Consider the following 23,409-nt stretch of genomic DNA (forward strand, 5'->3'; position numbering starts at 1 on the left):
ATTGCAGATCAAGCCATTGCCTCATAAGCTCAGGGCTTGGACCGTATCGTCTTTTCTGCCGGAGTATTCACATGCATTATTTCTTTCAGGGTCTCAGTTTGCTCAGTACCAAAGGACTACGCCGTTATGTGCTTATCCCGCTGGGGATTAATCTGATTTTATTTGCCGTAGCCTTTTTCTACCTGATCCAGCAAGTGCAAGGCTGGGTTAGCCATCTGATGGGATGGGTCCCGGAATGGTTGAGTTTTCTGGAATACATCTTGTGGCCAGTGTTGGTGCTCAGCGTTGTGTTGTCGATGGCTTTTACCTTCACGATGATCGCCAACTTTATCGCTGCACCATTTAATGCGCTGCTCAGTGAAAAAGTTGAACTGCATCTGACCGGTCAGGCGCTGCCGGAGCAAGGTTTTGCTGCCTTTATGAAAGATGTCCCCCGCATGCTCGGTCGCGAATGGACCAAATTTGTGTATTGCCTGCCTCGCGCCTTAGTGTTTTTGCTGGCTTTTTTCTTTTTGCCGCTGATTGGCCAGTTGCTGTGGTTTTTATTCACCAGCTGGATGATGGCGATTCAGTATTGCGACTACCCCTATGATAACCACAAGGTTCCATTTCATACCATGCGCCAGCAGCTACGCGGTGACTTAACCGGAAGTTATAGTTTTGGCATGACGGTCGCTATTGGCAGTATGGTGCCGTTTCTAAATCTGCTGGTAATGCCAATTGCCGTCTGTGGTGCGACCGCGATGTGGGTCGACCGCTACAAAACTGCGCATTACGCCAAACGCTGACGCCAGCGCTAGATTAAAACAGCCCGCCTCTGCGGGCTGTTTTCTATCAGCCGCAGCGCACCGTCACGACGACTAATTACCAGAGCTATAACCATGCTTTCTGCAGCCCCCGTTTTTGCGATATAATGCGCGGCCATTTTTGCGCCGGAGTTGTTATGACCTTACTGTTATCTGCATTAACCGATCAGGATACCGCAGCCAAGTTGCTTCAGGCGGGTGAGCTGGTCGCAGTGCCGACTGAAACAGTGTACGGTCTGGCTGCCGATGCCAGTAATCCGCAAGCCGTCGCTAAAATTTTTGTCGCCAAAGGCCGCCCGGCCAATCATCCGCTGATTGTGCATATTGGTGATTTGGCGCAGCTGAGTAGCTGGGCGCGTGACATCCCAGCGCAGGCCTTGTTGCTAGCCAAGGCGTTCTGGCCAGGTCCACTGACCTTATTGTTAGCCAAAGCCGACAACGTCAGCCCTGTCGTCACTGGCGGCAAAGACAGTATCGGCATCAGAATGCCAGCGCACCCGGTGTTGTTGGCATTACTGCAGCAAACCGGCCTCGCCGTTGCTGCGCCTTCCGCCAATCCGTATAAAAAACTGAGCCCCACTAGCGCCTTGCAGGTGATGGCAGGTTTAGATGGTCGTATCGCTGCGGTGTTGGACGGCGGGGATTGTAGTGTTGGCCTGGAATCCACCATTGTCGATTTAACCTCAGCTCAGCCGCAGGTGCTGCGCGCAGGCCCGATCAGCGCAGCCGAACTGGAAACGGTATTAGGGGTCCCGGTCAGCGCTCCTAAATCACACAATGTGGCTGTGCCTGGCAACGTCAAAGCACATTATCAGCCTGGTAAACCGTTGAAAATATTTAACAAAGCGGAATTACTGAGCGCATTGCAGCAATCCACTGACGCCGTGATTTGTTTGTATCAAAGTGCTGAGTTTACCGATTTAGCGCTGCCGCACAGTCGCCAGTTACCGCAAGACAAAGCCGGTTATGCCCGCTTGTTGTACCGCAGTTTATTCGAAGCTGACACCTTACCGGGCAGCCAGATTTATCTGGAGCAACCACCACAAACGCCGGAATGGGATGATGTCAACGACCGGCTGCGCCGCGCCTGTAGCTAAGCTGGGGGCGCATCGCATCAAGAGCACCTTGTACAGGCGTTATCCCCTGCTCCAGTTAAAAAAAAGCGCCTGACGGCGCTCTTTGTTAATTAACTGATTTCGGCTTTTGCCGGTGTTTCAGCGCCAGTTCTCGTTTGGTATGCCAACGCTCTGCCGATTTTACCAGCTGCGTTTTACACGTTTGTTGTTCAGTGACAAACACCGGTCGTGACACAATCAGGTTATTCGGGTACACCACACATTCACCTTCTTTGGTGCGCAGTGTGGTCGAAAACAAATTCACTTCTTCAATAGTCCCTTCGATCGCATTACTACCATCGACAATTTTGACCGTACGTCCCTGTGCAAAACTGGACTGACCGAGCAAGATGAAAAACGCCGTGATGTTACTGAGTAAACTCCAGGCGGCAAATAAAGCGACACCGACGACCGCAATCATCGATGAGGCCAGCACCAACAAGCCTTTGATATCGATACCCCAGATAATACTGAGCACGACCACCAACAACAGGAAAAGCAGGATATGGAATACCACCATGGCGCGGCGGTTCATTTCCTCTTTTAGCATGGTCGCGGCAATAGTCCGGTAGATAAAAGGCGCAATCCGCCGGCTTAACACGGCGTATAACAGCAAAACGATACCGGATATCACTAGCTGGGCGATCTCTGGTTTGTAATGCTCAGTCAGCGTTTTGAGCTCAGCGATCCAATTCAGATTGGCATCCATCACTTACAAAGACTCCTTGGTTGGTTCTGCTTTAATCCAAATCATTCAGTGGCCAGGTCACAATGTGATCTTCAAAATCATCAATGCTGACCGCCCGTTCAGAAATCGTTTTGTTACGCACTGACATTTGTTTTTTGTGCATCAGGCTTTTCTTGCCACCGTTCAGTAACGGGTGCCAACTCGGTAAACCGCGACCTTCCTGCAAACGGCGATAGCTGCAGCTGGTTGGCATAAAGAAAATGTCTTTCAGGTTTTCCCGCGTCAGTTTGACGCAATCCGGTACCAATACAGTGCGCAGCTCGTAGCAGTCGCACTCGCATTTATTGCTGTTCAGATACTGACAGGCAATATTGGTGAAATGGACGGTTTCACCTTCACGGATAAAATCAGTTGGGCCTTCGGCCTCTTCATCCTCATCGTCGATGAATTTATTCAGACAACATTTGGCGCAGCCATCGCAGACGGCTTCCCATTCTTCGTCGTTCATTTCCATCAGGGATTTCGTTTCCCAGAATTTTTCTGCAAGGCTCATTCGCCACTCCGTACGGCCAGTGCCGGATCACCACTGACCATGCTCTGTGCCGAAAAATAATTGTTTAAACGCAGCTGTAGCTGATCACCAACCTGCAGCGGCCCAACGCCAGCCGGGGTGCCAGTTAAAACGATGTCGCCCGGCTGCAGGCTGAACCAATAAGACATTTCACTGATCATCTGTGCAATGCCGCGGATCATCAGCGTCGCATCGCCAGTTTGGCGTCGCTCACCGTTTACATCCAGACTGAAGGTCAACGCCTGTGCATCGGCGACCTGCGCTGCCGGCACAAAGCCAGCAACCGGACAAGCACCGTCAAAACCTTTGGCAATATCCCAAGGCCGGCCGAGTTTTTTCAGCTCCGCCTGCACATCACGTAGGGTTAAATCAAGCGCCAGGCTATAACCCCAAACGGCATCCATCACCTGATCCGGTGTCACGGCGGTGAGTGGTTTACCGATTAATACCGCAATTTCAGTTTCATTATGCACGGCGCCCCGGTCATGCGGGATCGCCAAAGGTGCGCTGAAATGACGCAGCGCAGTGGCTGGTTTTAAGAAAAACAGCGCATCCGGCGCAGTTTTGCTGTTCATCTCAGTTATATGGTCCTGATAATTCTGACCAATACAAACGACTTTGCCGACCGGCAGTGCAACTGTGTTGCCTTGTAAATCCAGATGTTGATAGCGCATACCGACTCCGTTATGGCGCTGGGGCCACTTTTGCGGCGGCTTTTTTCGCCGCAGGTTTGGCCACAATTTCATCGGCCAGATAACCGACACTGCTGACAAAATAATAGGACCGGTTCCAATGCATCAGCACCTGATAGTTCGGATATGCCAGATAGGCCCGACCGTCTTTATCATCTGGCATCACCACCGCGGCTTTCATTGCAGAGGCCGGCAGCGGTGATCCATCGGCTAAACGCACTCCCAGTTTTTGCCATTGGCTCAGCGGTAGTTCGCGTTCACGCCACCATTGCAACCACTGCGCTCGATCTTTACTGCCTTTTGGGATCACCCGAGCGTAATCGAACTTTTTCGGCAGACGCACCTGGCGGCCCCAACTCTGGCCATTTTGCCACCCTTCGGTTTTCAGATAACTGGCGATCGAGGCAAAAGCATCCAGCCGGTTGGTCCAAATATCTTTGTGACCGTCACCATCACCGTCCTGCGCATACTTCATAAAGGCACTGGGCATAAACTGCGTATGTCCCATAGCGCCGGCCCATGAGCCTTTCATATTGGCGAATTTGACATGACCGTCACGCAGAATATCCAATGCCAAGAAAAATTCGCGACGAAACATTTCTTCACGCCGGCCTTCATAGGCCATAGTGGCTAAAGCTGAGGGCACTGAATAATTGCCGGTAATGCGGCCAAAAGCACTTTCCAGTCCCCACAGCGACACGATAAAACGGGCCGGCACGCCATATTTCTCGCTGATAGGCGCCAATTCAGTCTGATACTTCTGATAGGCTTCACGCGCCATTTTGATGCGCTGCGCATTGACGCGTTTCGGTAGATAAGTGTCGAGGGTTTCAACAAATTCCGGTTGGCCTTTGTCGGCTTTGACCACTGTGTGATGGAATTTCAGTGTCGGAAACACCTGATCTAACAACGTTTTTGGATAACCTGCAGCCTCCGCTTCCTGCCGCAGTCCTTTGACATAAACTGCAAACCCGGCCGCGTTTTTGTCAGCCTGCGGCGCTGCGGCAACTGCTGTGGGCTTGGCTGTCGCCTGAGTGGTCACTGGCGACTGAGGCTTAGTGGCAGTAACACTGACCGGCGGGGTCTGACCGGCATGACTACAGGCAGCAACAGTCAACGCCAAAGCAGTCAGAAAAATTATTCTGTTCAACAACATATCCTTTTTAAAACGCGGTGCAGCCGGTTAATTGGCCTGCCCGTCCAACCATTGCTTATGAGTTTTCAGCAGATCTTCCGGCGGTGGCGGTAATTGCAGGTAATAACCTGTATCCGTCAGCATTTGCTGGACTTTGGCAAGGTCTGCACCAGCCAGACTGGCGCGCGAGTTCAAATCCAGCACTGTCACCAGCTGCGGCTTACCAAACATTTCCAGCAACGCAGCGGGGACCTGACTGAAATCGTCACGGCGCAGGACATAAAGGTAAGTCTCAGGTTTTTTCGGGCTCTTATAAATTGCGCTCAGCATGGCAGAAATTCTGTTCCGGGTAACTTGCCTAACAAGGGCGCAGACTATACCATGAAGCGCTAAATCTGCGAACCGATGCCCGGCGGGGAAAACCGGAAAAACGTCGCTCCGGCGTTTGACGAAATTGGTGCAGACCACTTTTTTTAACCTTTTTTCACATGGTCGCTATGTCTGATCCAATCATCGAACTCAAAGGCAGTTTGTTTCCTTTATCTGTGCTGTATTGTCAGGATTTTTCCGTTGCCGCTTTGCGTCAGGAACTCAGCAACAAACTGGCCCAGGCGCCCGGCTTTTTTACCCAGGCACCCGTGGTGATCAGTGTTGAAAACTGTGACCAAATCCCGGATCTCGCCGCGATTAAACAACTGTTTACTGAATTACAGTTAGTTTTAGTCGGCGTCTGTGGTGCCGATGCTGCATTAAAAAAAGCAGCACATGCAGCAGGGTTAGCCGCTTTACAACCGCCAAAAGCGGGGAAAACCGCAGAGCCGGTCAAGACTGCCCCTGCCGCGCCAGCGGCGCCCACCGTGATCACGACAGAAAACAAAACGATTGAGCAGAACATCCGCTCCGGTCAGCAGATTTATGTTAAAGGCGCTGATTTGATTATCCGCGGCACTGTAGGTGCCGGCGCTGAAGTGATTGCCGACGGCAATATTCATATTTATGGCGCACTGCGTGGTAAAGCCATTGCCGGTGCTGGCGGCGACGCCTCAAAAAAGATTTATTGTTACAATATGCAACCCGAGTTAATCTCGATTGCCGGTAACTATTGGTTAAGCGACAACCTGCAAGGCGACTACTGGGGGAAACCAGTTTGTATTGGTTTGCAGGACGGACAGTTAATGTTGGCAGAATTATTCTAAGGACTTTGTGCTATGGCAAAAATTATAGTGGTGACATCAGGTAAAGGTGGTGTCGGCAAAACCACAACCAGCGCGGCAATTGGTACTGGCCTGGCCCTGAAAGGTCACAAAACTGTGATCGTCGATTTTGATATCGGTTTGCGTAACCTCGATTTGATCATGGGCTGTGAACGCCGCGTCGTCTATGACTTCGTCAATGTGATCAACGGCGAAGCCAATCTGAAACAAGCGATGATCAAAGACAAGCGGTTGGATAACCTGTTTATTCTGCCAGCCTCACAAACACGTGACAAAGATGCGCTGCACAAAGAAGGTGTTGAGCGCGTCCTGAACGAGCTGTCTGACGAATTCGATTTTATCATTTGTGATTCACCGGCCGGTATCGAATCGGGTGCTATGATGGCGCTGTATTTCGCCGATGAAGCCATTGTTGTCACCAATCCGGAAGTCTCTTCTGTACGCGATTCAGATCGGATCTTAGGCATGTTATCGAGCAAATCCCGCCGTGCCGAACAAGGCCTGCCGGGCATCAAAGAGCATCTGCTGCTGACCCGCTATAACCCGGAGCGCGTGCAAAAAGGTGAAATGCTCAGTGTCGATGATGTGAACGACATTCTGGCAATTAAACTGTTGGGCGTGATCCCGGAATCACAGGCAGTACTGAATGCGTCAAACTCTGGTCAGCCGGTCATTCTGGATGCTGACAGCGACGCAGGTCAGGCTTACCTCGATACGGTAGCGCGTCTGGTCGGTGAAACTGTGCCGTTCCGGTTCCTGAACGTCGAGAAAAAAGGTCTGCTGAAACGGATCTTCGGAGGTTAATCATGTCATTACTCGATTATTTCCGTTCTTCGAAGAAAAACACCGCATCGACGGCCAAAGAACGGCTTCAGATCATTGTGGCGCACGAACGTCGCCGCCGTACCAGCCCAGATTATCTGCCGCAGCTGGAGCGTGACATTTTGGAAGTGATCCGCAAATACGTCGATATCGCCGATGACCAGGTATCAGTAACGCTGGAGAAAAGCTCGGACGAACTGTCGGTGCTGGAGCTGAACGTGACCTTCCCGGAAGATAAACGCGGTTAAGTGAATACGATTCAAGAAAAAGGGCAGCTTTGGCTGCCCTTTGTTTTTTAAGATGTCAGCGTTTAACAATCATGGGTTGAAGTCATCCAACAGGATCAGGCCTGGCGCTGCACCAGCAATGCCATCCCGTGCCACCGCGGTGTAGATTTTATTGCCTGCTAATTCCAGTTGGACCGGGCCTATCGCGGCGGTTTTACTGCCGGTCGGTGTGACCGTTACCACATAGCTACCCGGTTTTAAACTGACATAACCAGTCTCTGCCATAAAAGGCACATCTCTAAAAGCCGGAGTACTGCTGCTGATATCACGGCTGGCAGTCACATAAATGTCCACTTTACCGGCCACTGTAGAGGCATGTGCAATCCTGACTTGCGCTGCAGTCGCCACCCGACGTGGCGTATCGGCCAGAACCCATGGTTTAATGCTGTTTGCTGCTAACGAGCCTGTCGCCAGTACTGTTGCGAAGTTACCGGCTGCCAAATCCAGATCTGCATTAATCACCACGACTGAATTGTCGGCATTCGCAGCTACCTTGACGTTGTATTTGCCCGGTTTCAGCTGGGCGTAACCGGTAAACTCCGGATACTTCAGATTGCTAATCGCCTTGCTGTTATTCAGCAACACGTCCACTGCCGGCGCATCCGCCACAGCATGCACCACCCGTACGGCTGTGGTGCTGTTGATGTCTTTGATATCGCCAGTAGCACCGTTTGGATCTACCGTCAGTAAAGATACCGGCGATGGGCCGGCAAAACGGTTGTTGATAGCAGCAACCTGCAGATTAGCGCCGGCTGGAATAGCAACAGTACCTGAATCAAATACTACTGTGCTGGCAGCACCGGCTGGCGTGATGCGAATGCGGTAATCCCCTGCTGGCACTGAAACTGCGCCGGTGAACTGTTTAAATGGCAAGGTCGCCGTCACTGTGCTGCTGCTCAGTGTCGCTGTCGGTGCGGTCAAATGCACATCTACCGTTGGCGCGCCTGCCGCAGCATGCACAACCTGCAGCAGAGCATTGCCTGCGGTTGGTGCATTGTCCGGCGCATTGACCAATAACGCGCTTAAACTGCCATCCGCGACTTTGCCGAGCGCATAGGCTGTATACGTCTGGCCAGCCATAAAGGTTAGAGATGGTGTTAACACGGCGCTGGTGCTGTTATCTGGCAATATCGCACTGACAGCCAGCCCCAAACCGGTTGCCGGTACTTTGCTGGCTGCGCTGGCCTTACCAAACGCAAGATTGCTGGCATTAAACGCATCGCCTGAAGTGGCATTGACGTTAGGCGCGTCAGACGCCGCATGTACCAGTTTCAGGCTAACGGTTGGCGTCACGACCGGAGTCGCCTCATCGCTGTCGCTGCTACCACAGCCACTCAAAGTCAAAACAGCACCCAGGGCAAGCATGGTGAAAGAGTTTTTCCATTGCATTTTATTATCCTCTGTTGATGAAACCAGACTGTCTACGCCAGGTCATCCCCTCAGAGATCAATAAAATGAATGCAATAAAATGAAGGATTTATCCAATAAATTACATTGATCCGGATAAAAAAACGCCGCGTATACGCGGCGCCTTTTTGACCAGATCAGATTTTGCCTAAATCAGCGCTTGTACCTGTGGTGGCACCGGCAAATATGGCAACAGGATGTCACGACGCCAGCCGCCTAAAAACTCCGGCAACGGCAGTTGCTGCCGCTCTTCATCGGTCACCCGCCAGCACCAGTTCAGATATTCATTAAGCTGGCGTTTGACCGACAGAATTTCAGCCGGAATGCCGGCAGCTGTGGCGGCCGCTTTAATTGCGTCACTGAGTTGTTGCTGTACCTGCTTATAGCCGGGGAAGCTGTCTAGGTAATAAAACGTCTGTGGCAGTTCAACCGGCGCCAATGCTTTGGCCTCACGGATAAACTGCAGCCAGAGCTGGCCATGCCGGCGCAGTTCTCTGCCCTGCATGCCCTCAACCTGGCTTAATGCTTCCATCGTCTGCGGTTTGCGCCGCGCCAGCTCGTACAGCAGTGCATCTTTGATCACCAGCGACAACGCCAGATCTTTTTCTTCAGCGTACTGACTGCGCCAGGCACAAAATGTCCGTAGGATCGCCAATTCGCGCGGAGCGAACTGCCAGCTATTTTTCAGTTCAAGATATTTCAATGCTGCCGGCATTTGGCGCTGACGCCGTTCAATCAGTGAGCGGCCTTCAGCCAATAAAATGTCTCGGGCGTGGTCACTGGGTAACGCTGCGAGCAAGGCCGACGTCAGCTGCAACAGGTAGACGACGTCGTTGGCGGCATACTGTAGCTGGGTCTCAGCCAGCGGTCGCGCCAGCCAATCGGTGCGGGATTCGGTTTTATCGACGATGACACCCAACATCTGTTCCACCAGCCGGGCATACCCCATACTACCGCCCCAGCCAATGACTTCTGCTGCCAGCTGCGTATCCAGCAATGGTGTGATCTGCTCAATACCGACTGAAGCCAAGGCTTCTAGATCTTCAGTGCAGGAATGCACCAGTTTCAGTACCGCCGGATTGGCCAGTAACTCAGCCAGCGGTTGCCAGTCTTTAATGCACAGCGGATCAACCAGCACCACACTGTCGCCATCGTTCAGCTGCACTAAGCCGAGCTTGGGTAACAAGGTATTAGTGCGGATAAACTCAGTATCAAGCGCCAAATAAGGCGCTTGCGCTGCTTTGATACAATACGCCGCCAATGCAGCATCGTCAGTCAGCATCTGGTAGTTCATCAGTTAATCCTTTTAGACAGCCGAAGCTGATTCAGCATTCGTCGAGACAGTCACGGCCGCATCTGGACAAATGTGGCCGCATAAAAAAACCGCCTTCCGGCGGTTTTTTTGCTAAGGCCTTAGCCTTTTAATTCCCGACGTAAAATTTTACCCACATTGGTTTTGGGTAACTCTGTGCGGAATTCTACCAGCTTCGGTACTTTATAACCTGTTAAACGTTCTTTGCAGTGGGCGATCAGTTCCTGATCGGTCAAACTTTGGTCTTTTTTCACGACAAAAATCTTCACAGCTTCACCAGTTGCTTCATTCGGCACACCGACTGCAGCAACTTCCAGCACTTTGTCATTCATCGCGACCACTTCTTCAATTTCGTTCGGATAGACGTTGAAGCCTGACACCAGGATCATGTCTTTTTTCCGATCGACAATGTAGAAAAAGCCCTGCTCGTCCATCCGCGCGATGTCACCAGTATATAACCAGCCATCTTTTAATACTTTGTCGGTTTCATCTGGCCGGTTCAGGTATCCGCGCATCACTTGCGGTCCCTGTACCAGCATTTCACCCGATTCGCCCGCGGCTACTTCAACACCATTATCGTCGATTAGTTTGATATGTGTAGAAGGCGCCGGTAAACCGATACTGCCGTTAAAACCATCTAAATCAAAAGGGCTAACAGTGACGAGCGGCGCACATTCGGTCAGACCATAACCTTCAACTAAACGGGTTTTAGTAACTTTTTGCCAACGTTCCGCAACCGGTTTTTGCACCGCCATACCGCCGCCTAGCGACAGTTTCAGCCGACTGAAATCCAGTTCAGCAAAACCAGGACAATTCAGTAAACCGTTAAACAGCGTATTGACGCCCGTGATCGCAGTAAACGGGTATTTTGCCAACTCTTTAACAAAATTGGGCATATCCCGCGGGTTGGTAATAAGCAGGTTGGTGCCACCATACTTCATAAAAGTCAGGCAGTTCGCTGTCAGTGCAAAGATGTGATACAGCGGTAAAGCGGTCACGATAAACTCTTTACCCGGGCTCAGAATAGGCCCAATACAACCAGCGACCTGTTCCAGATTGGCCACCATATTGCGGTGTGTCAGCATGGCACCTTTCGACACACCAGTAGTGCCACCGGTGTATTGTAAAAAGGCCAGATCCTCTCCCACCACTTCTGGTTTACGGTAGACAAGCCCTTGTGCATCTTTCATCAGTTGCTTGTAGCAAATGGCGCCGGGTAACTGGTAGGCCGGGATCATTTTCTTGATGTTCTTGACGACAAAATTGACGATTGAGCCTTTTAACAGCCCCAGCATGTCGCCCATTTTCGTCAGGATGATATGGTCCAACTTCACATTGGCGCGGACATCGGCCAGTGTATGGGCGAAGTTTTCCACGATGAGGATGGCTTTTGCCTGAGAATCATTCAGCTGGTGCTGTAATTCACGCGGCGTATATAACGGATTGACGTTAACAACAGTGCAGCCAGCACGTAGCACGCCTAATAAGGCCACCGGATATTGCAGCAGGTTTGGCATCATAATGGCGACAGCATCGCCTTTTTTCAGCCCCAGATTTTGCAAATACGCGGCAAAAGCCTGGCTATGCTGGTCCAATTCACGGTACGTGATCGACTTGCCCATATTGATGTAGGCAATACGGTCGGCATAAGTTGCAATGGATTGTTCAAAGATATCTACTAACGAACTGTAGTGATCGGCATTGATTTCTGCCGGTACGCCAGGCGGGTAACGCTTTAACCAGACTTTCTCCACCTTCGTCTCCTCGTCATTTTTTCTATTTGTTTTTATAGGTATGTTCACCGGCTTATGCAAATAATCAGCATGATATTTACTTGGATCAGTGAATTCTGAGTTTTTACTCTAATCCTCAATCATCCCACAATTTTTTCTGATATACAATTGGTCGGTAATCGCAGCTTTGTCGACAATCTAAGCAGCCAATATATCTGCTTATGCGCGATTTTCCAGCAAAAAACGTCGGATCTCGCTGGCACAGTGGCTGGCATGCGTCATATGCAAATGATGGCCTCCAGGGCACTCAACCAGCTCAAGTTGCGGATAATCCGCCTGAAATTGCTGGATTGCCGCACTGATTTCGCTTGGGCTTTGCGTCGACATCAGCGCCAGAACTGGGCATTGGAGGCTACGGATCACTGCATGTGCCTGGGTCTCTGACAAGCGAAATGCCGACACTTCACGTAGTTTTAGATCAGCCCGCCAGCTAAATCCTGACGCAATAGGCTCGCAACCACGTTCCGTCAGCAACATTGCCGTCACTTGATCAAAGTCACTTTGCTGCTGTCGCGCAGCGGCAGCATCGGTCAACGATGGATACTGAGGTTTTTGCTTCTGGTGACTTTGCTCACGCGAAATAACGGCTTTACGCAGCTGCGATGCTGTTGCATCTGCCGCTGTAGTGATTAACCCCAAACTATCAACCAACACCAACTTGCTTACCAATTCCGGGAAACTTGCCGCCAGTACTGTGGCGACCATGCCTCCCATCGAGTGACCGACGACAGTGAGCTGTTGCCACTGTTGCTGGCGGCATAAAGTGGCAATATCAGAGACATAATCAAGCAGATAATAATGCGCATCCGGACTGCGGTGACTGCTATGGCCATGGCCGGCCAGATCCAGCGCCAATAACGGCAAGTCCGGCATGGCTTGCGCGAGCGGTAAAAACGAATTGGCGTTATCGAGCCAACCATGCAGACATAGCACCGGCTGCGTTAGTGGTGCAGCTCCGGCATACCAGCCTGCCAGTTGCAGACCGGACGGTAATGAATAACAAACTGGCGGAAACAAACAATCCGCCTTATTGCACTGTTGGCAGCGGCTTGATGAAGCGCAGCGTCATCCGATCGCTTTCGCCGATAGCGAGGTAACGGGCTTTATTTTTTTCACCCATAGCCAAGGTTGGCGGCAACGCATACACGCCTTTCGGGTAATCTTTAGTATCCAGTGGATTGGCATTGATCTCGGAGCGTTCAACCAGCACGAAACCCGCTTGTTGGGCGACCGAAATCACATAATATTCATCGAGATAACCCTCGCCTGCTCGGCTAGAGATCTCAGACAACCGGCTCGATCTATGTTCGACCAGCCCCAAGGTGCCACCCGGTTTTAACACATCAAAAAAGGCCCGATATACATCCAACAGGTAGCCGGCTTCATTCCAGATATGCGAATTGCGAAAGCTCAGAACCTTGTCGTAATAGTTTACCGGCCCAAGCTGCATCATCGCCGGCGGATCAAATTCCAGATCCTTCACCGCACCAAAATGCTGCGGATTTTTGCGGATGTCGGCGTCTAGCCGCGCCGACAATTTGGCCCAGAAAATTTTTCTTTCATCTTCCAGCGAACCGTCATTATGTCGGAAATTGGCAATGGTCAGCTCGCCCTGATCTTTTAAGTAAGGCGCCAGAATTTCGGTATACCAGCCACGCGCCGGCCACACTTCCAGCACTTTTTGCGTCGGCTGCAGCCCAAAAAAGCCGAGGGTTTCACCGGGGTGCCGGTGCTGGTCCCTCGCTTTGTTTTCAGTACTGCGCTGCGGCGAATCAAGCCACTGTTGCAAGCCGTACGGTACTGCCGCTTCCGCAACCGAGACTACACAGCACAAAACGAACACAGCCGAATTAACGCTGTTGCGAACCTTGGTCTTGATGTTGAACATGAGCCGGGCCTTGTGTCGGTGTTTCACCTGTTGGAATTGTTGTTCTGATCCGAATGCCAGAGCCATAGCCCCAGTATGGATAGGGTCCGCGCCACAGCGGCCAGGGCTCAACATCGACCCGGGTCGTTTCCTGCTGTTTTGGCCACAAATATACCGCTGATGCTTCAATCACCGGATAGTTGTATTGATACTGATCGACCTTGCCAGCCTCAAATGGGGCTAGTTGCCCCAGCACTGTTACTTGTTTGCCACTCTGGTAAACCACCGGATCGAGGAACCCTTTGGCGTAAGCGACAAAACGACCTTCGGTATCCTTCTCCACTAAAGGCCGGCCATGCGTACCACTTGGGAAATAAACGATTTCCAGCCGGGTGTTCTGGCTGTTGTTCTGCACTTTGGCAATGACGCCACTCCAACGGGCTGGCCCCTGAGTCAAACCGGCTTTCATCGTGGCAGGAAAACTGACCAGAGCCGCCTCATCGGCCACTCTGACTTGCTCTGGATAACTGGCGCAGCCAGCTAGCACTAGTAACGAACTGAAGAGGATCGGGATAGATTTCATACGACGTCAGATCCTTGTTTACCGCTGTAGCATGTCACAGCATTTTGATACTACCACCCAACCAACACCGGGCGCTTCGCTGCCGAACTCCGCGAACTGGACCATTTACAGAAACCGGCATAAGTTCGACCCAGACGCTGCACCTAAAGTTGCAGCAGCGCTGAAAATTTTGTTATAGCACAATAAGTCAGACACTTGCGTCACGCAAGAGCGGCCGTAAAGTTCTTCTGGTCATGTTTTTGTCATCTGCAGCATGCAGACTTTCGTTGATCGCAGTTGTTGTCGAATCAACATGCAAACCCCTACAATGGCGCTGTTTCCGCAAATGCTTAAGTTATCCACCCCAACCCCTGGCGAACCATCATGAAAAAACTTTCTCTGGCTGTATTGGCCGCCCTGCTGCCCGTCTCTGCCATGGCTGCACCCAAAAATATCATTTATATGATCGGTGATGGCATGGGACCGGCTTATTTGTCTGCATACCGTTACTACATGGATGATCCGACAACCAAAGCAGTCGAAGCGACTATTTTTGATGAACTGTGGGTCGGTGTTGCGACCACTTATCCGGATGATGACACCATAGTGACGGATTCTGCTGCCGGCGCGACCGCTCTGTCGACGCGTCATAAAAGCTATAACGGCGCTATTGCCGTTGACCATGATCATAAAAAGCTGACCACGATGCTGGAAATAGCCAAGCATCAAGGCAAAGCCACCGGGATTGTTGCTACTGCACAAATCAACCACGCCACACCTGCAGCTTTTGTGGCCCATAATAAAACCCGTAAAGCCTATGATGAAATTGCCAACGATTATTTTGATAACAAAGTCGATGGCAAATTTGTCGCGGATCTGATGTTTGGCGGCGGTACCAGCTACTTTGAGCGAAAAGATCGCCATCTGGCCAACCAATTTAAACAAGCGGGTTACCAATATGCCAACAGCTGGCAGGACTTCAATAAAATCAAATCTATCCCGGCTTTAGCTTTATTGGCACCGGTTGGCTTTCCAAGCACACTGGACAATCCGGTGCAGCAACCGCTGGTGCAAATGACCGAAAAAGCGCTCAAGTTACTGAGCAGTGCAGACAAAGGCTTTGTTGTGATGATTGAAGGCAGCCAGATCGATTGGTGTGGCCACGCCAATGACGTCGCCTGTGCCATGGCAGAAATGCATGATTTCGGCAACGCCATCAAAGCGGCAAAAGCTTTTGTTGATGCCAACCCAGATACATTATTAGTGATCACTGCCGACCATGAGACTGGTGGACTGTCACTGGGCGCCAACGGCATTTATGCCTGGAACCGCGACGTAATTAAAGCAGTGAAACAGACGGGTCCAGTGCTGGCAAAATCTTTGGTAAAGGCCAAAGCTGCCGAACAAAAGCAGGTCTGGCTAGCACAAACCGGCCTGAAGTTAACCGACAGCGAATGGCAGGCACTGAGCCAACAAATCAATCAGCTGGCGCCAGTTTATGCTGCCAAAGATTGGAGCAAAGAGACCGACGTGCTGGAAGCCGAAGCTGATTTACTGGAACCCTTGGCTAAACAGGCGAAAAAACTGATCGACAAGTATTCTAATACCGGCTGGACCAGTGGCGCCCATACCGCGATTGATGTGCCTGTGCTGGCCTATGGCAAAGATGCACAGCTATTTGCCGGCTTTCAGGACAACACAGCGATTGCCAGCAAGCTGCTGAACTTTATTGAGAAAAAATAACGAGACGCTAAATGTTTGTAGTAAAAGGCAGCTTTAGCTGCCTTTTTTATTCTGCCCCAGCAGTGCCAGCCGCAGTTTTGGCGCCGTGGTTTTCGCCCCCAGCCAGATATCGAGGAACTCGGCGCCAAAAGCCGGATCTTCAACCACTCCGAGCGACTGGCCGTTAAAGCTGAATTCAACCAAGCCATCGGCCCGATATAAGCATGCCAACCGATCACCTTTTTTCACATCACGCCATAACAAAGTCAATTGTTTGGCCCAGTCCTGATGGCGCTGCTGCAATGTGCCTTGCTGTGCCTGCCATTGATCCAGCGTTGCTTCGACAAAATCCGCTTTGCTGATATCACGTTGGTAACTCAGCTCCAGCAGCACTGGCTTGTTCTGCTGATAGCTGCTGAATTGGCCGTCCGCAGTCGCTAAGCGCGCCTCGTACAGATCCCAGAATAAATAGCTAAACTGGCCCTGCCCGACAGTCTGCAGTGCGGTTTCAGTTGCGATCGCCGGTGCTGTACAGAGTAACAAGCTGCTCAGTAGCAATTCTTTAAAACGGGTTTTAACCAACATGGTTGCGGCTCCTCTGTTGATTGATGTAATAGTTATGCCACCAAGCTTCCGTCTGGCGCGACCACAATAATAAAGCCGCCCAGGCCGGCGCCATCACCAGCCAAAACTCTGCGCCATCCAGGATCAGCATATTGCTGCTGAGTTGCGCGCCCCCCCAATAAGCCATAGGGCCGCCAACCAAGCCAAACAGCGCCACTAACAGCGGGCTCTGTAACCAACGCGAAAACAGCATCAGCCAGAACAAACTGAACCAGCCCCATAGCAACAGCAGCCAATAAGGTAACCAGGCCGAGTCAAACTGAAACAAACCACTCGCATGCAACACGGTATCCAGCAAAAGCCCTGAGCCCCAGAGCGTTAACAACGCTTGTCGCTGTTGCGGCCTCAGTTGCCAGATAAACCAAACTAACAATAACGCCACCATTGCCGCGCTGTAGACAGGTTGCAACACAAGCGCCAGCCAGCCTGCTTTAAACAGCAACAATTGACGCCAACCTGGTGCACTGAAACTAAGCCATTGCTGCGTTAGCTGGTTCATCATTGCTGACCTCGTTTTGCTTGCCGGGCCATCCGTGCAGCCAATTTTTGCCGGAGGCCATAGGGGCAGAGATTCAGTAACTTCAGGCTCAAGGTCAGTCGTAGCGGAAACTGCAGGCGCAATTTCCCATGCATCAGGGCCCGGTAAATCCGGCTGGCTGCATCGGTGCTACCAAGTAAAAATGGCATCGGGAAGTCATTTTTTTGCGTCAGTGGCGTATCAACAAAACCCGGTTCGATCAGGCAAACCTGCACTGGAGTATCCGCCAAATCAACGCGCAGGCTCTCGGTAAAATAGGTAATAGCTGCTTTACTGGCGCCATAGGCTTCAGCCCGGCCAAATGGAAACAGATGCGCCAGACTGCTGACAATGGCGAGTCTTGGCGCGGCGCTTAACTGTAACAGCGGTAACCAGGCTTTGGTACAAGCCACAACGGCCTGCACGTTGAGGCGAAAGGTGCGCTCGAATGCGCCAAGGTCTAAATTCTCCGCCTCGACATATTCACAGGTGCCGGCATTGAGAATGACCTGGTCTAGCTGACCATAACGAGCGGACAATTCAGCGGTCGCAGCGGCAAGCTGCGCGGCATCGGTCAGATCAACCGGTAGAATATCAATACCGGTATGTTCTAGTCGTAACTGTTCCAGCAGTGCCTGGCTGCGGGCCAAAGCGACCACTTGCCAACCGTTCTGGGCAAATTGCAGGGCTATCGCGCGACCGAGGCCTGAACTGGCGCCAGTCACTACACAAACAGACGGAGTCTGCATAACAAATCCTATTAGTAACGCTTAGGATCAGTTACGGCAGTCAGAGGCAGATGGATTGATGCCGGTGCGAAAAACCAGCGAATTGTTCAACAAAGAGATAAATAAGGAAAAAAATTCAGGCGTACAGGTCAACAGCAAACATTTGCTGTAGCTGCTCGCGTTTATCCTGACTGGCAAAAGACTGGTAAGCCGAAATGGCTTTTTGCTGACGTTGGTCCGGCTCGTCGTAGCCGGCGCGGCTAAGTTGCTCCGTATCAAGCAGCGCCATGACTTCGGCAGAGCTTTTAACTCCTTGCCCCTGCGGCGTGGCATTTTGCGTGCTTTGTGACGGGCTCTGTGTTGCATCTTTCAGCGCACGCGGACCCACGCCACCATTGACCTGACGCAGGCCACCGGCACGATTGAGATCCTGACTGAGCGTCACTGACATGCAAAACATCCGTAGGAAAAAAATGGACAGATACCAGGCATTATAACCAGAAAATGACCGTTGCCAAGTCTTGGATGAAAATGGCTGCAGACCTTGTCTGGCAAGGCTTACAGCCAAATAAAAAGCGGCAATTTATTGCCGCTTTTTTACCTGAATTTAACCAAGCCCGGGGTTAGCGCCCCGGCAGTTTTTGCCAGGTGACTTCATCGCGCACATAAACCGGTTCTGCCAGTTCTGCAGCGACAAATAACTGCTGCTGCCAGGCCGGAGCAGCCAGCGTCAGCATATCCTGCGCCGATGGCAACAAGACCTGACTGCTGATCTGAAGCTGCTGATCTGCAGCCCACTGCTTAAAAGCATCAGGATAAGTGACCAGACCCGTGCCAACGGCCCAAATATCGCCCTGCAGCGCCAACGCTGGCAAGTCCGACGGTTTTCGTGCCAGTTCATCCGAAACAGCCTGCATCAGGCCGTCAGCGTCTTGCTGATACAGCGCCAGATAAACTTCCGCCATCCGTGCATCAATGGCTGCAATCACCTGACTAGCCTGGTGCAGACGCACCGCAGCTTGTGCCATGGCCTGTAATGTCGACACGCCAAACACCGGCAAATCGGCGCCAAAGGCCAGCCCTTGTGTCACGCCAACCCCAATCCGCACACCGGTAAAACTACCGGGCCCGCGGCCAAACACAATGCCATCCAGCTGGTTCAGACCAAGGCCTGATTCGGCTAACAGCTGTTGCACCATCGGCAGAATACGTTTGCTGTGTTGCTGCGGACAGACCTCATCCAGCGTCAGCCGCTGGTCGTTATATTGCAGCGCCACTGAACAGGCTTCGGTGGAGGTATCCAGCGCCAGTAATTTCACATCAAGCTCCTGTTATGCTTATGACGGCTCAGATCCACTGTCAGCGTGGATCGCCGTTAAAAATTCAATCGCGGCCTGCGGACTGCGGCTTCGGCGCATTGGCGGCAGCGATTTTAAAAAGACTTCACCATAAGGCCGGCTGACCAATCGGTTATCGGCAATTACCAGCACACCGCGGTCGGATACATCGCGAATAAGCCGGCCCACCCCTTGTTTCAGTGTGATCACGGCCTGCGGCAACTGCACCACAGCAAAAGGGTCTTGCCCGGCTAAGCGCGCATCTTCGCTACGCGCCTGCAGCAAAGGTTCATCCGGTGAGGCAAACGGCAGTTTATCAATAATGACCAGACTCAGCGTATCGCCGCGCACATCAACACCTTCCCAGAACGAGCCGGTGCCCAATAACACGGCGTGTTTGAGCTGGACAAACTGTTCCAGCAACACGCGTTTACTGGTACTGCCCTGCACCAAGACCGGTAACCGGATATACTCCGGCAACTGCTGAGCCATCCATTGCAACATACGATGACTGGTGAACAGAAAAAAACAACGGCCTTCATTGGCTTCAATCAGTGGGACTGCCAGCTGCAACAGCGCCTGCGCCATTTTGGCATCAGTGGGCTCCGGCAGATAACGCGGCACCAGCAACATGGCCTGATTCGGATAATCAAAGGGGCTATCAAGCTGCAGCGTGCGCGCCGCGCCTAATCCCATTTGCCGGGTAAAATGGTCAAAGCCACCATCAACCGACAGCGTCGCCGAGGTAAACACCCAACAGCGCGGCTGGTCAAACACCAGCTCCTGAAACTTATCCGCAATCGACAATGGCGTGTAATGCAGACTGATATGGCGTTTACTGGTGTCGAACCAGAAACTGATACCGGTTTTGTCGACGTCGAGCAATTTTTCCAGCCGGTTGCGCAGCAAAGCCAGCCGCTCGTAGCAGCTATCGACCAGATCAGAACGGCCGAGGCTGCCTTTCAGCACCTGATATAACATTTGCATCACGTCGCTGATGCGGCTCAGGGCGACCTTTTGATCAGGCTTCTGATACAAATCACGCCAGTTACCTTTTTGCGGGTCGTCCGGCAGCAGCAGGCGCCAGTCTTTGGTCAGACTGACCAGTTTGTCGGCGGTTTTGGCCAGCTGCGGATGGTCGCGCAGTTCAGTTTTGCAGGCGATATCAATGTCGCGGCACAGATCCAGTAACACCGAGCTGGAAAAGGTCTCGCCAAAATAATCGCTGGCGATGTCAGGAATTTGGTGTGCTTCATCGAAAATCACTACATCCATATTGGGCAGCAATTCGCCAAAGCCGGTGTCTTTCAGCGCCATATCGGCGAAAAACAGATGATGGTTGACCACCACCAAATCAGCATTCATCGCCTTTTTGCGGGCTTTCAGTAAATAACACTCGTCAAAATCCGGGCAATCTTTGCCGAGGCAATTGTCGGTGGTGCTGGTGACATAAGGCAGCGCTTTGGAATCTTCGGCGATATAAGTCAGTTCACCAATATCGCCGCTTTGGGTCTCGGCCGACCATTTTTTGATCAGGCTTAAGTCCTGGATCAGGGCGTCATCCTGCACCGGCACATGCTGATAATGCTGGGTCAGACGAAAAGTGCATAGATAGTTGCTGCGGCCTTTTAACAAGGCGGTGGCGATCGGCTGCGCCAACGCGGCCTGAATGCGCGGCAAATCGCGCAAATACAGCTGTTCCTGCAGGTTTTTCGTGCCGGTCGATAAAATGACTTTTTTGCCGCTCAGGAGTGCAGGCACCAAATAGGCGTAGGTTTTACCGGTGCCGGTGCCGGCTTCGACCACCAGCGCTTTACCATCACGAATACTATCGCAGACCGCAATGGCCATTTCGAGCTGGGCATCCCGGGAGCGGAACCCGCTGATCGCGCGCTCCAGCGCTCCACCGGGACCGAAGGCGGCTTTGACTTCAGCCTGCATCAGCGACTCCGGCTGCAGGCAACGTCAAATAGGTGGCAATTAACAGCAGAGCGGATGCAGTGGACAAGCAGACCCCAAGGTTCAGCGTAAAGGCGGCATTATGCCAAAGGACAACGATGCGGTCCAAACACTTCGCGTCGGTGACTCCTCAGATGTAAATATCTAGATGGCCGTCGGCATCGGCATGTTGGTCGGCTTCCGGCGTGACCGCATGTCCTGTTGCTAAATAGTGTGGCTCAGGTTTGACCGGCGATTCAGCAGGTTGCGCAGGCGCGGCTTGCTGGTTTTGTTGGGACTGTTTTTGCTGGGATTGTTGTTGAGACTGCGGATACCGTTCACTGATGCGGTATTGCCAAATTTCATGATGATGACCATGCGCATCCGGACTAAACCGGGCGTATTTACTGACCGGTTCAATTAAACGCTGTGACGGCTCAGCCGCCGGCGTGTGACGGATCAGATATGGAAAAATAGCATCCATCATGGACTCCCTGACGATATTCTTATCTGCAAAGAGCAGAGTAACTGATCCTTCTATCGGCACAAAGCGCTATAGCTCAATCACTGAAACTGAGTATTTAGCGCGACCTCAAAACTATACAACCTGAGTATTTTTTAATCTACCAGTAACGTTTAGCGTAATGTTTATTTTTCAAAAGATTCAGTTGTCGACGAGATGGAAGTTTACTTTTACTTATGAATACAATAATTTAAGTGAAAACCACAACATCCTTACTACAGCATTTTCTTATTAGCTCGGGCTTGCAGCTATCGAAAAAAACCTTTAAGTTGTATACATCAACAGCGCAGTCAAACGACGTCGTTTGCAGCCGGAACCGAATCAACATGTCATTAATTACAACACTGCACCATCATCATCTGATCTCATAGCCAAGCCTGAGAGGCCGGTGGCTATGAATGACAGATAGCTCCGGTGTGTTTAGTGTGTAACAACAGCCCCGGAGAGATCCGGGGTTGTTGTTTTTATACTTTTAAATCAGAGGAAATACCGATGTCCGCGTTAATCGAAAGCAAAAAACTGCGTATCGCCATGCAAAAATCCGGTCGTCTGTCACAGGACACTCAGGCACTGCTGACCAGCTGCGGCCTGAAGATCAATCTGCGCGAGCAACGTCTGATTGCGCATGTTGAGAATATGGACATCGATTTACTGCGGGTGCGGGATGACGATATTCCGGGACTGGTGATGGACGGTGTGTGCGACCTCGGTATTGTCGGTGAAAACGTGCTGGAAGAAATGTCGCTGCAGCGTCAGCTGGACAATGAAAGCTACGATTACACTGTGCTGGCACGCCTCGATTTCGGTGGCTGCCGCCTGTCGATTGCAGTGCCGCAGGAAGAAAACTACCAGTCGATTCAAGATCTGCAAGGCCGCACTATCGCCACCACCTACCCGCGGCTGCTCAATCGCTATCTGAAGCAGAATGGTGTCAATTGCCGCATTGTGAATTTAAAAGGCTCAGTCGAAGTGGCACCACGTGCGGGTCTAGCTGACGCGATATGCGACCTGGTATCGACCGGCGCTACGCTGGAAGCCAACGGTTTAAAAGAAGTCGAAGTGATTTACCGCTCTAAAGCGGTGTTGATCCAGCGCCGTGACCTGAGTGACGACAAACAACTAAAACTGATCTCCAAATTAATGCCACGCATTCAGGGCGTGATGCAGGCCAATGAAAGTAAATACATCATGCTGCACGCGCCGCGTGCCCGTTTGGCTGACGTGATTGCGCTGCTGCCAGGCGCAGAAAATCCAACCTTATTGCCATTAGCTGGTAACGAAGATCTGGTCGCCTTACACGTAGTCAGTAGCGAAACTTTATTCTGGGAAACGATGGAACAGCTCAAAGCACTGGGCGCTAGTTCTATACTGGTACTACCGATCGAAAAAATGATGGAGTAAATCATGCTCGAGATCCGTATCACCCGTTGGGCCGATCTGGACGATGCCGGCAGAAACAGGGCATTGAGCCGGCCCAAACTGAAAAACGCCGAAGAACTGCCAGAGCAAGTCGCTAGCATCATCAAAGCGGTGCGTAACACCGGCGACAAAGCGCTGAAGTTCTATAGCCAGAAGTTCGACAGCATCGACAATAATGCGCTGGAACTCAGCATAGTGCAGCAGCAGTTATTACTGGGAAAACTCAGCGATGAACGCCGCAGCGCTATAGAGCTGGCGTATAGCAATATCCGTAAATTCCACGCCGCGCAAAAGCCACAGGATCTCTTAGTGGAAACCACACCAGGTGTG

At 51.7% G+C, this 23,409-nt stretch carries 26 protein-coding genes; 8 read left to right on the top strand and 18 right to left on the bottom strand.

The window, feature by feature from the left end:
* Positions 1-71 precede the first annotated feature (71 nt).
* Positions 72-788, top strand: a complete 717-nt coding sequence (cysZ, locus tag ACFFJP_RS18410) for a sulfate transporter CysZ (protein ID WP_377247748.1) — start codon at positions 72-74, stop codon at positions 786-788.
* A 155-nt stretch (positions 789-943) separates the two neighbouring features.
* Positions 944-1,903 (top strand): L-threonylcarbamoyladenylate synthase, encoded by a 960-nt coding sequence (locus tag ACFFJP_RS18415; protein WP_377247751.1) that lies wholly within the window; start codon positions 944-946, stop codon positions 1,901-1,903.
* An 85-nt stretch (positions 1,904-1,988) separates the two neighbouring features.
* Here the strand turns inward: ACFFJP_RS18415 and ACFFJP_RS18420 are convergent, their stop codons facing one another.
* From ACFFJP_RS18420 to ACFFJP_RS18440, 5 genes are read right to left on the bottom strand one after another with little or no spacing between them, the layout of a single operon-like run.
* A complete protein-coding gene (locus tag ACFFJP_RS18420) occupies positions 1,989-2,630 on the bottom strand; it encodes a mechanosensitive ion channel domain-containing protein (RefSeq protein ID WP_377248470.1) in 642 nt (213 codons plus the stop codon).
* 31 nt (positions 2,631-2,661) lie between these two features.
* Positions 2,662-3,162 carry a YcgN family cysteine cluster protein gene (locus ACFFJP_RS18425; RefSeq protein ID WP_208932194.1) on the bottom strand — a complete coding sequence of 167 codons (501 nt, stop codon included), beginning with the start codon at positions 3,160-3,162 and terminating at the stop codon, positions 2,662-2,664.
* On the bottom strand, positions 3,159-3,854 hold the full coding sequence (locus tag ACFFJP_RS18430; protein WP_377247754.1) for a fumarylacetoacetate hydrolase family protein: 696 nt from the start codon (positions 3,852-3,854) through the stop codon (positions 3,159-3,161). Before ACFFJP_RS18430 ends, ACFFJP_RS18425 begins: the two co-directional genes overlap by 4 nt.
* A 10-nt stretch (positions 3,855-3,864) precedes the next feature.
* Entirely contained in the window at positions 3,865-5,022 is a 1,158-nt protein-coding gene (locus tag ACFFJP_RS18435) for a lytic murein transglycosylase (protein ID WP_377247757.1), read from the bottom strand.
* A 33-nt stretch (positions 5,023-5,055) separates the two neighbouring features.
* Entirely contained in the window at positions 5,056-5,337 is a 282-nt protein-coding gene (locus ACFFJP_RS18440) for a YcgL domain-containing protein (protein WP_377247760.1), read from the bottom strand.
* A gap of 167 nt (positions 5,338-5,504) precedes the next feature.
* Here ACFFJP_RS18440 and minC point away from each other — a divergent pair, with 167 nt between their 5' ends.
* Genes minC through minE form a run of 3 tightly spaced genes read left to right on the top strand, consistent with a single transcriptional unit; the run spans position 5,505 to position 7,291 of the window.
* A complete protein-coding gene (minC, locus tag ACFFJP_RS18445) occupies positions 5,505-6,203 on the top strand; it encodes a septum site-determining protein MinC (RefSeq protein ID WP_377247763.1) in 699 nt (232 codons plus the stop codon).
* 12 nt (positions 6,204-6,215) lie between these two features.
* Positions 6,216-7,025 (top strand): septum site-determining protein MinD, encoded by an 810-nt coding sequence (gene minD, locus ACFFJP_RS18450; RefSeq protein ID WP_377247766.1) that lies wholly within the window; start codon positions 6,216-6,218, stop codon positions 7,023-7,025.
* Positions 7,026-7,027: 2 nt separating this feature from the next.
* Complete coding sequence (minE, locus tag ACFFJP_RS18455) at positions 7,028-7,291, top strand: cell division topological specificity factor MinE (RefSeq protein WP_031571909.1); 264 nt, start codon at positions 7,028-7,030, stop codon at positions 7,289-7,291.
* Between the two features lie 69 nt (positions 7,292-7,360).
* On the opposite strand, the gene ACFFJP_RS18460 is transcribed toward minE, so the two are convergent.
* The 6 genes from ACFFJP_RS18460 to ACFFJP_RS18485 all read right to left on the bottom strand — a co-directional run bounded on the left by ACFFJP_RS18460 (position 7,361) and on the right by ACFFJP_RS18485 (position 14,292).
* Positions 7,361-8,719 carry a DUF4397 domain-containing protein gene (locus ACFFJP_RS18460; protein ID WP_377247769.1) on the bottom strand — a complete coding sequence of 453 codons (1,359 nt, stop codon included), beginning with the start codon at positions 8,717-8,719 and terminating at the stop codon, positions 7,361-7,363.
* Positions 8,720-8,885: 166 nt separating this feature from the next.
* Positions 8,886-10,031 carry a ribonuclease D gene (gene rnd, locus ACFFJP_RS18465; protein WP_377247772.1) on the bottom strand — a complete coding sequence of 382 codons (1,146 nt, stop codon included), beginning with the start codon at positions 10,029-10,031 and terminating at the stop codon, positions 8,886-8,888.
* A gap of 119 nt (positions 10,032-10,150) precedes the next feature.
* Positions 10,151-11,803 carry a long-chain-fatty-acid--CoA ligase FadD gene (gene fadD, locus ACFFJP_RS18470; RefSeq protein WP_377247775.1) on the bottom strand — a complete coding sequence of 551 codons (1,653 nt, stop codon included), beginning with the start codon at positions 11,801-11,803 and terminating at the stop codon, positions 10,151-10,153.
* 198 nt (positions 11,804-12,001) lie between these two features.
* Entirely contained in the window at positions 12,002-12,859 is an 858-nt protein-coding gene (locus ACFFJP_RS18475) for an alpha/beta fold hydrolase (protein WP_377247778.1), read from the bottom strand.
* A gap of 10 nt (positions 12,860-12,869) precedes the next feature.
* Positions 12,870-13,730: a class I SAM-dependent methyltransferase gene (locus tag ACFFJP_RS18480; protein ID WP_377247781.1), complete on the bottom strand. Its 861-nt coding sequence runs from the start codon at positions 13,728-13,730 to the stop codon at positions 12,870-12,872.
* Positions 13,693-14,292, bottom strand: a complete 600-nt coding sequence (locus ACFFJP_RS18485) for a Slp family lipoprotein (protein ID WP_377247784.1) — start codon at positions 14,290-14,292, stop codon at positions 13,693-13,695. The genes ACFFJP_RS18480 and ACFFJP_RS18485 overlap by 38 nt, the downstream gene beginning before the upstream one ends.
* 363 nt (positions 14,293-14,655) lie before the next feature.
* On the opposite strand from ACFFJP_RS18485, the gene ACFFJP_RS18490 reads away from it, so the two are divergent.
* A complete protein-coding gene (locus tag ACFFJP_RS18490) occupies positions 14,656-16,014 on the top strand; it encodes an alkaline phosphatase (protein ID WP_377247787.1) in 1,359 nt (452 codons plus the stop codon).
* Between the two features lie 33 nt (positions 16,015-16,047).
* Here the strand turns inward: ACFFJP_RS18490 and ACFFJP_RS18495 are convergent, their stop codons facing one another.
* The 7 genes from ACFFJP_RS18495 to ACFFJP_RS18525 all read right to left on the bottom strand — a co-directional run bounded on the left by ACFFJP_RS18495 (position 16,048) and on the right by ACFFJP_RS18525 (position 21,624).
* A complete protein-coding gene (locus tag ACFFJP_RS18495) occupies positions 16,048-16,578 on the bottom strand; it encodes a chalcone isomerase family protein (RefSeq protein WP_377247790.1) in 531 nt (176 codons plus the stop codon).
* Positions 16,568-17,119 carry a DUF2878 family protein gene (locus tag ACFFJP_RS18500; protein WP_377247793.1) on the bottom strand — a complete coding sequence of 184 codons (552 nt, stop codon included), beginning with the start codon at positions 17,117-17,119 and terminating at the stop codon, positions 16,568-16,570. The genes ACFFJP_RS18495 and ACFFJP_RS18500 overlap by 11 nt, the downstream gene beginning before the upstream one ends.
* On the bottom strand, positions 17,116-17,883 hold the full coding sequence (locus ACFFJP_RS18505) for an SDR family NAD(P)-dependent oxidoreductase (protein ID WP_377247796.1): 768 nt from the start codon (positions 17,881-17,883) through the stop codon (positions 17,116-17,118). The genes ACFFJP_RS18500 and ACFFJP_RS18505 overlap by 4 nt, the downstream gene beginning before the upstream one ends.
* A 115-nt stretch (positions 17,884-17,998) precedes the next feature.
* On the bottom strand, positions 17,999-18,313 hold the full coding sequence (locus tag ACFFJP_RS18510) for a hypothetical protein (protein WP_377247799.1): 315 nt from the start codon (positions 18,311-18,313) through the stop codon (positions 17,999-18,001).
* 172 nt (positions 18,314-18,485) lie between these two features.
* Positions 18,486-19,181: a tRNA (adenosine(37)-N6)-threonylcarbamoyltransferase complex dimerization subunit type 1 TsaB gene (gene tsaB / locus ACFFJP_RS18515; RefSeq protein ID WP_377247802.1), complete on the bottom strand. Its 696-nt coding sequence runs from the start codon at positions 19,179-19,181 to the stop codon at positions 18,486-18,488.
* An 18-nt stretch (positions 19,182-19,199) separates the two neighbouring features.
* Positions 19,200-21,140, bottom strand: a complete 1,941-nt coding sequence (gene yoaA, locus ACFFJP_RS18520) for a DNA repair helicase YoaA (protein WP_377247805.1) — start codon at positions 21,138-21,140, stop codon at positions 19,200-19,202.
* A 148-nt stretch (positions 21,141-21,288) separates the two neighbouring features.
* Positions 21,289-21,624 carry a hypothetical protein gene (locus ACFFJP_RS18525; RefSeq protein WP_377247808.1) on the bottom strand — a complete coding sequence of 112 codons (336 nt, stop codon included), beginning with the start codon at positions 21,622-21,624 and terminating at the stop codon, positions 21,289-21,291.
* A gap of 528 nt (positions 21,625-22,152) precedes the next feature.
* On the opposite strand from ACFFJP_RS18525, the gene hisG reads away from it, so the two are divergent.
* Positions 22,153-23,061, top strand: a complete 909-nt coding sequence (gene hisG / locus ACFFJP_RS18530) for an ATP phosphoribosyltransferase (protein WP_377247811.1) — start codon at positions 22,153-22,155, stop codon at positions 23,059-23,061.
* A 3-nt stretch (positions 23,062-23,064) separates the two neighbouring features.
* On the top strand, positions 23,065-23,409 hold a 345-nt coding region (locus tag ACFFJP_RS18535), incomplete at its 3' end, for a histidinol dehydrogenase (RefSeq protein WP_377247814.1).

It is taken from the genome of Rheinheimera tilapiae (genome assembly GCF_042432165.1).
Taxonomy (GTDB): Bacteria; Pseudomonadota; Gammaproteobacteria; order Enterobacterales; family Alteromonadaceae; genus Pararheinheimera; species Pararheinheimera tilapiae.

What these genes read in the sequence shown, in the direction of transcription:
- cysZ (WP_377247748.1), top strand. Translation starts at nt 72, where the DNA reads ATGCATTATTTCTTTCAGGGTCTCAGTTTGCTCAGTACCAAAGGACTA.
- ACFFJP_RS18415 (WP_377247751.1), top strand. Translation starts at nt 944, where the DNA reads ATGACCTTACTGTTATCTGCATTAACCGATCAGGATACCGCAGCCAAG.
- ACFFJP_RS18420 (WP_377248470.1), bottom strand. Translation starts at nt 2,630, where the DNA reads ATGGATGCCAATCTGAATTGGATCGCTGAGCTCAAAACGCTGACTGAG.
- ACFFJP_RS18425 (WP_208932194.1), bottom strand. Translation starts at nt 3,162, where the DNA reads ATGAGCCTTGCAGAAAAATTCTGGGAAACGAAATCCCTGATGGAAATG.
- ACFFJP_RS18430 (WP_377247754.1), bottom strand. Translation starts at nt 3,854, where the DNA reads ATGCGCTATCAACATCTGGATTTACAAGGCAACACAGTTGCACTGCCG.
- ACFFJP_RS18440 (WP_377247760.1), bottom strand. Translation starts at nt 5,337, where the DNA reads ATGCTGAGCGCAATTTATAAGAGCCCGAAAAAACCTGAGACTTACCTT.
- minC (WP_377247763.1), top strand. Translation starts at nt 5,505, where the DNA reads ATGTCTGATCCAATCATCGAACTCAAAGGCAGTTTGTTTCCTTTATCT.
- minD (WP_377247766.1), top strand. Translation starts at nt 6,216, where the DNA reads ATGGCAAAAATTATAGTGGTGACATCAGGTAAAGGTGGTGTCGGCAAA.
- minE (WP_031571909.1), top strand. Translation starts at nt 7,028, where the DNA reads ATGTCATTACTCGATTATTTCCGTTCTTCGAAGAAAAACACCGCATCG.
- ACFFJP_RS18460 (WP_377247769.1), bottom strand. Translation starts at nt 8,719, where the DNA reads ATGCAATGGAAAAACTCTTTCACCATGCTTGCCCTGGGTGCTGTTTTG.
- rnd (WP_377247772.1), bottom strand. Translation starts at nt 10,031, where the DNA reads ATGAACTACCAGATGCTGACTGACGATGCTGCATTGGCGGCGTATTGT.
- ACFFJP_RS18480 (WP_377247781.1), bottom strand. Translation starts at nt 13,730, where the DNA reads ATGTTCAACATCAAGACCAAGGTTCGCAACAGCGTTAATTCGGCTGTG.
- ACFFJP_RS18485 (WP_377247784.1), bottom strand. Translation starts at nt 14,292, where the DNA reads ATGAAATCTATCCCGATCCTCTTCAGTTCGTTACTAGTGCTAGCTGGC.
- ACFFJP_RS18490 (WP_377247787.1), top strand. Translation starts at nt 14,656, where the DNA reads ATGAAAAAACTTTCTCTGGCTGTATTGGCCGCCCTGCTGCCCGTCTCT.
- ACFFJP_RS18495 (WP_377247790.1), bottom strand. Translation starts at nt 16,578, where the DNA reads ATGTTGGTTAAAACCCGTTTTAAAGAATTGCTACTGAGCAGCTTGTTA.
- ACFFJP_RS18500 (WP_377247793.1), bottom strand. Translation starts at nt 17,119, where the DNA reads ATGATGAACCAGCTAACGCAGCAATGGCTTAGTTTCAGTGCACCAGGT.
- ACFFJP_RS18505 (WP_377247796.1), bottom strand. Translation starts at nt 17,883, where the DNA reads ATGCAGACTCCGTCTGTTTGTGTAGTGACTGGCGCCAGTTCAGGCCTC.
- ACFFJP_RS18510 (WP_377247799.1), bottom strand. Translation starts at nt 18,313, where the DNA reads ATGTCAGTGACGCTCAGTCAGGATCTCAATCGTGCCGGTGGCCTGCGT.
- yoaA (WP_377247805.1), bottom strand. Translation starts at nt 21,140, where the DNA reads ATGCAGGCTGAAGTCAAAGCCGCCTTCGGTCCCGGTGGAGCGCTGGAG.
- ACFFJP_RS18525 (WP_377247808.1), bottom strand. Translation starts at nt 21,624, where the DNA reads ATGATGGATGCTATTTTTCCATATCTGATCCGTCACACGCCGGCGGCT.
- hisG (WP_377247811.1), top strand. Translation starts at nt 22,153, where the DNA reads ATGTCCGCGTTAATCGAAAGCAAAAAACTGCGTATCGCCATGCAAAAA.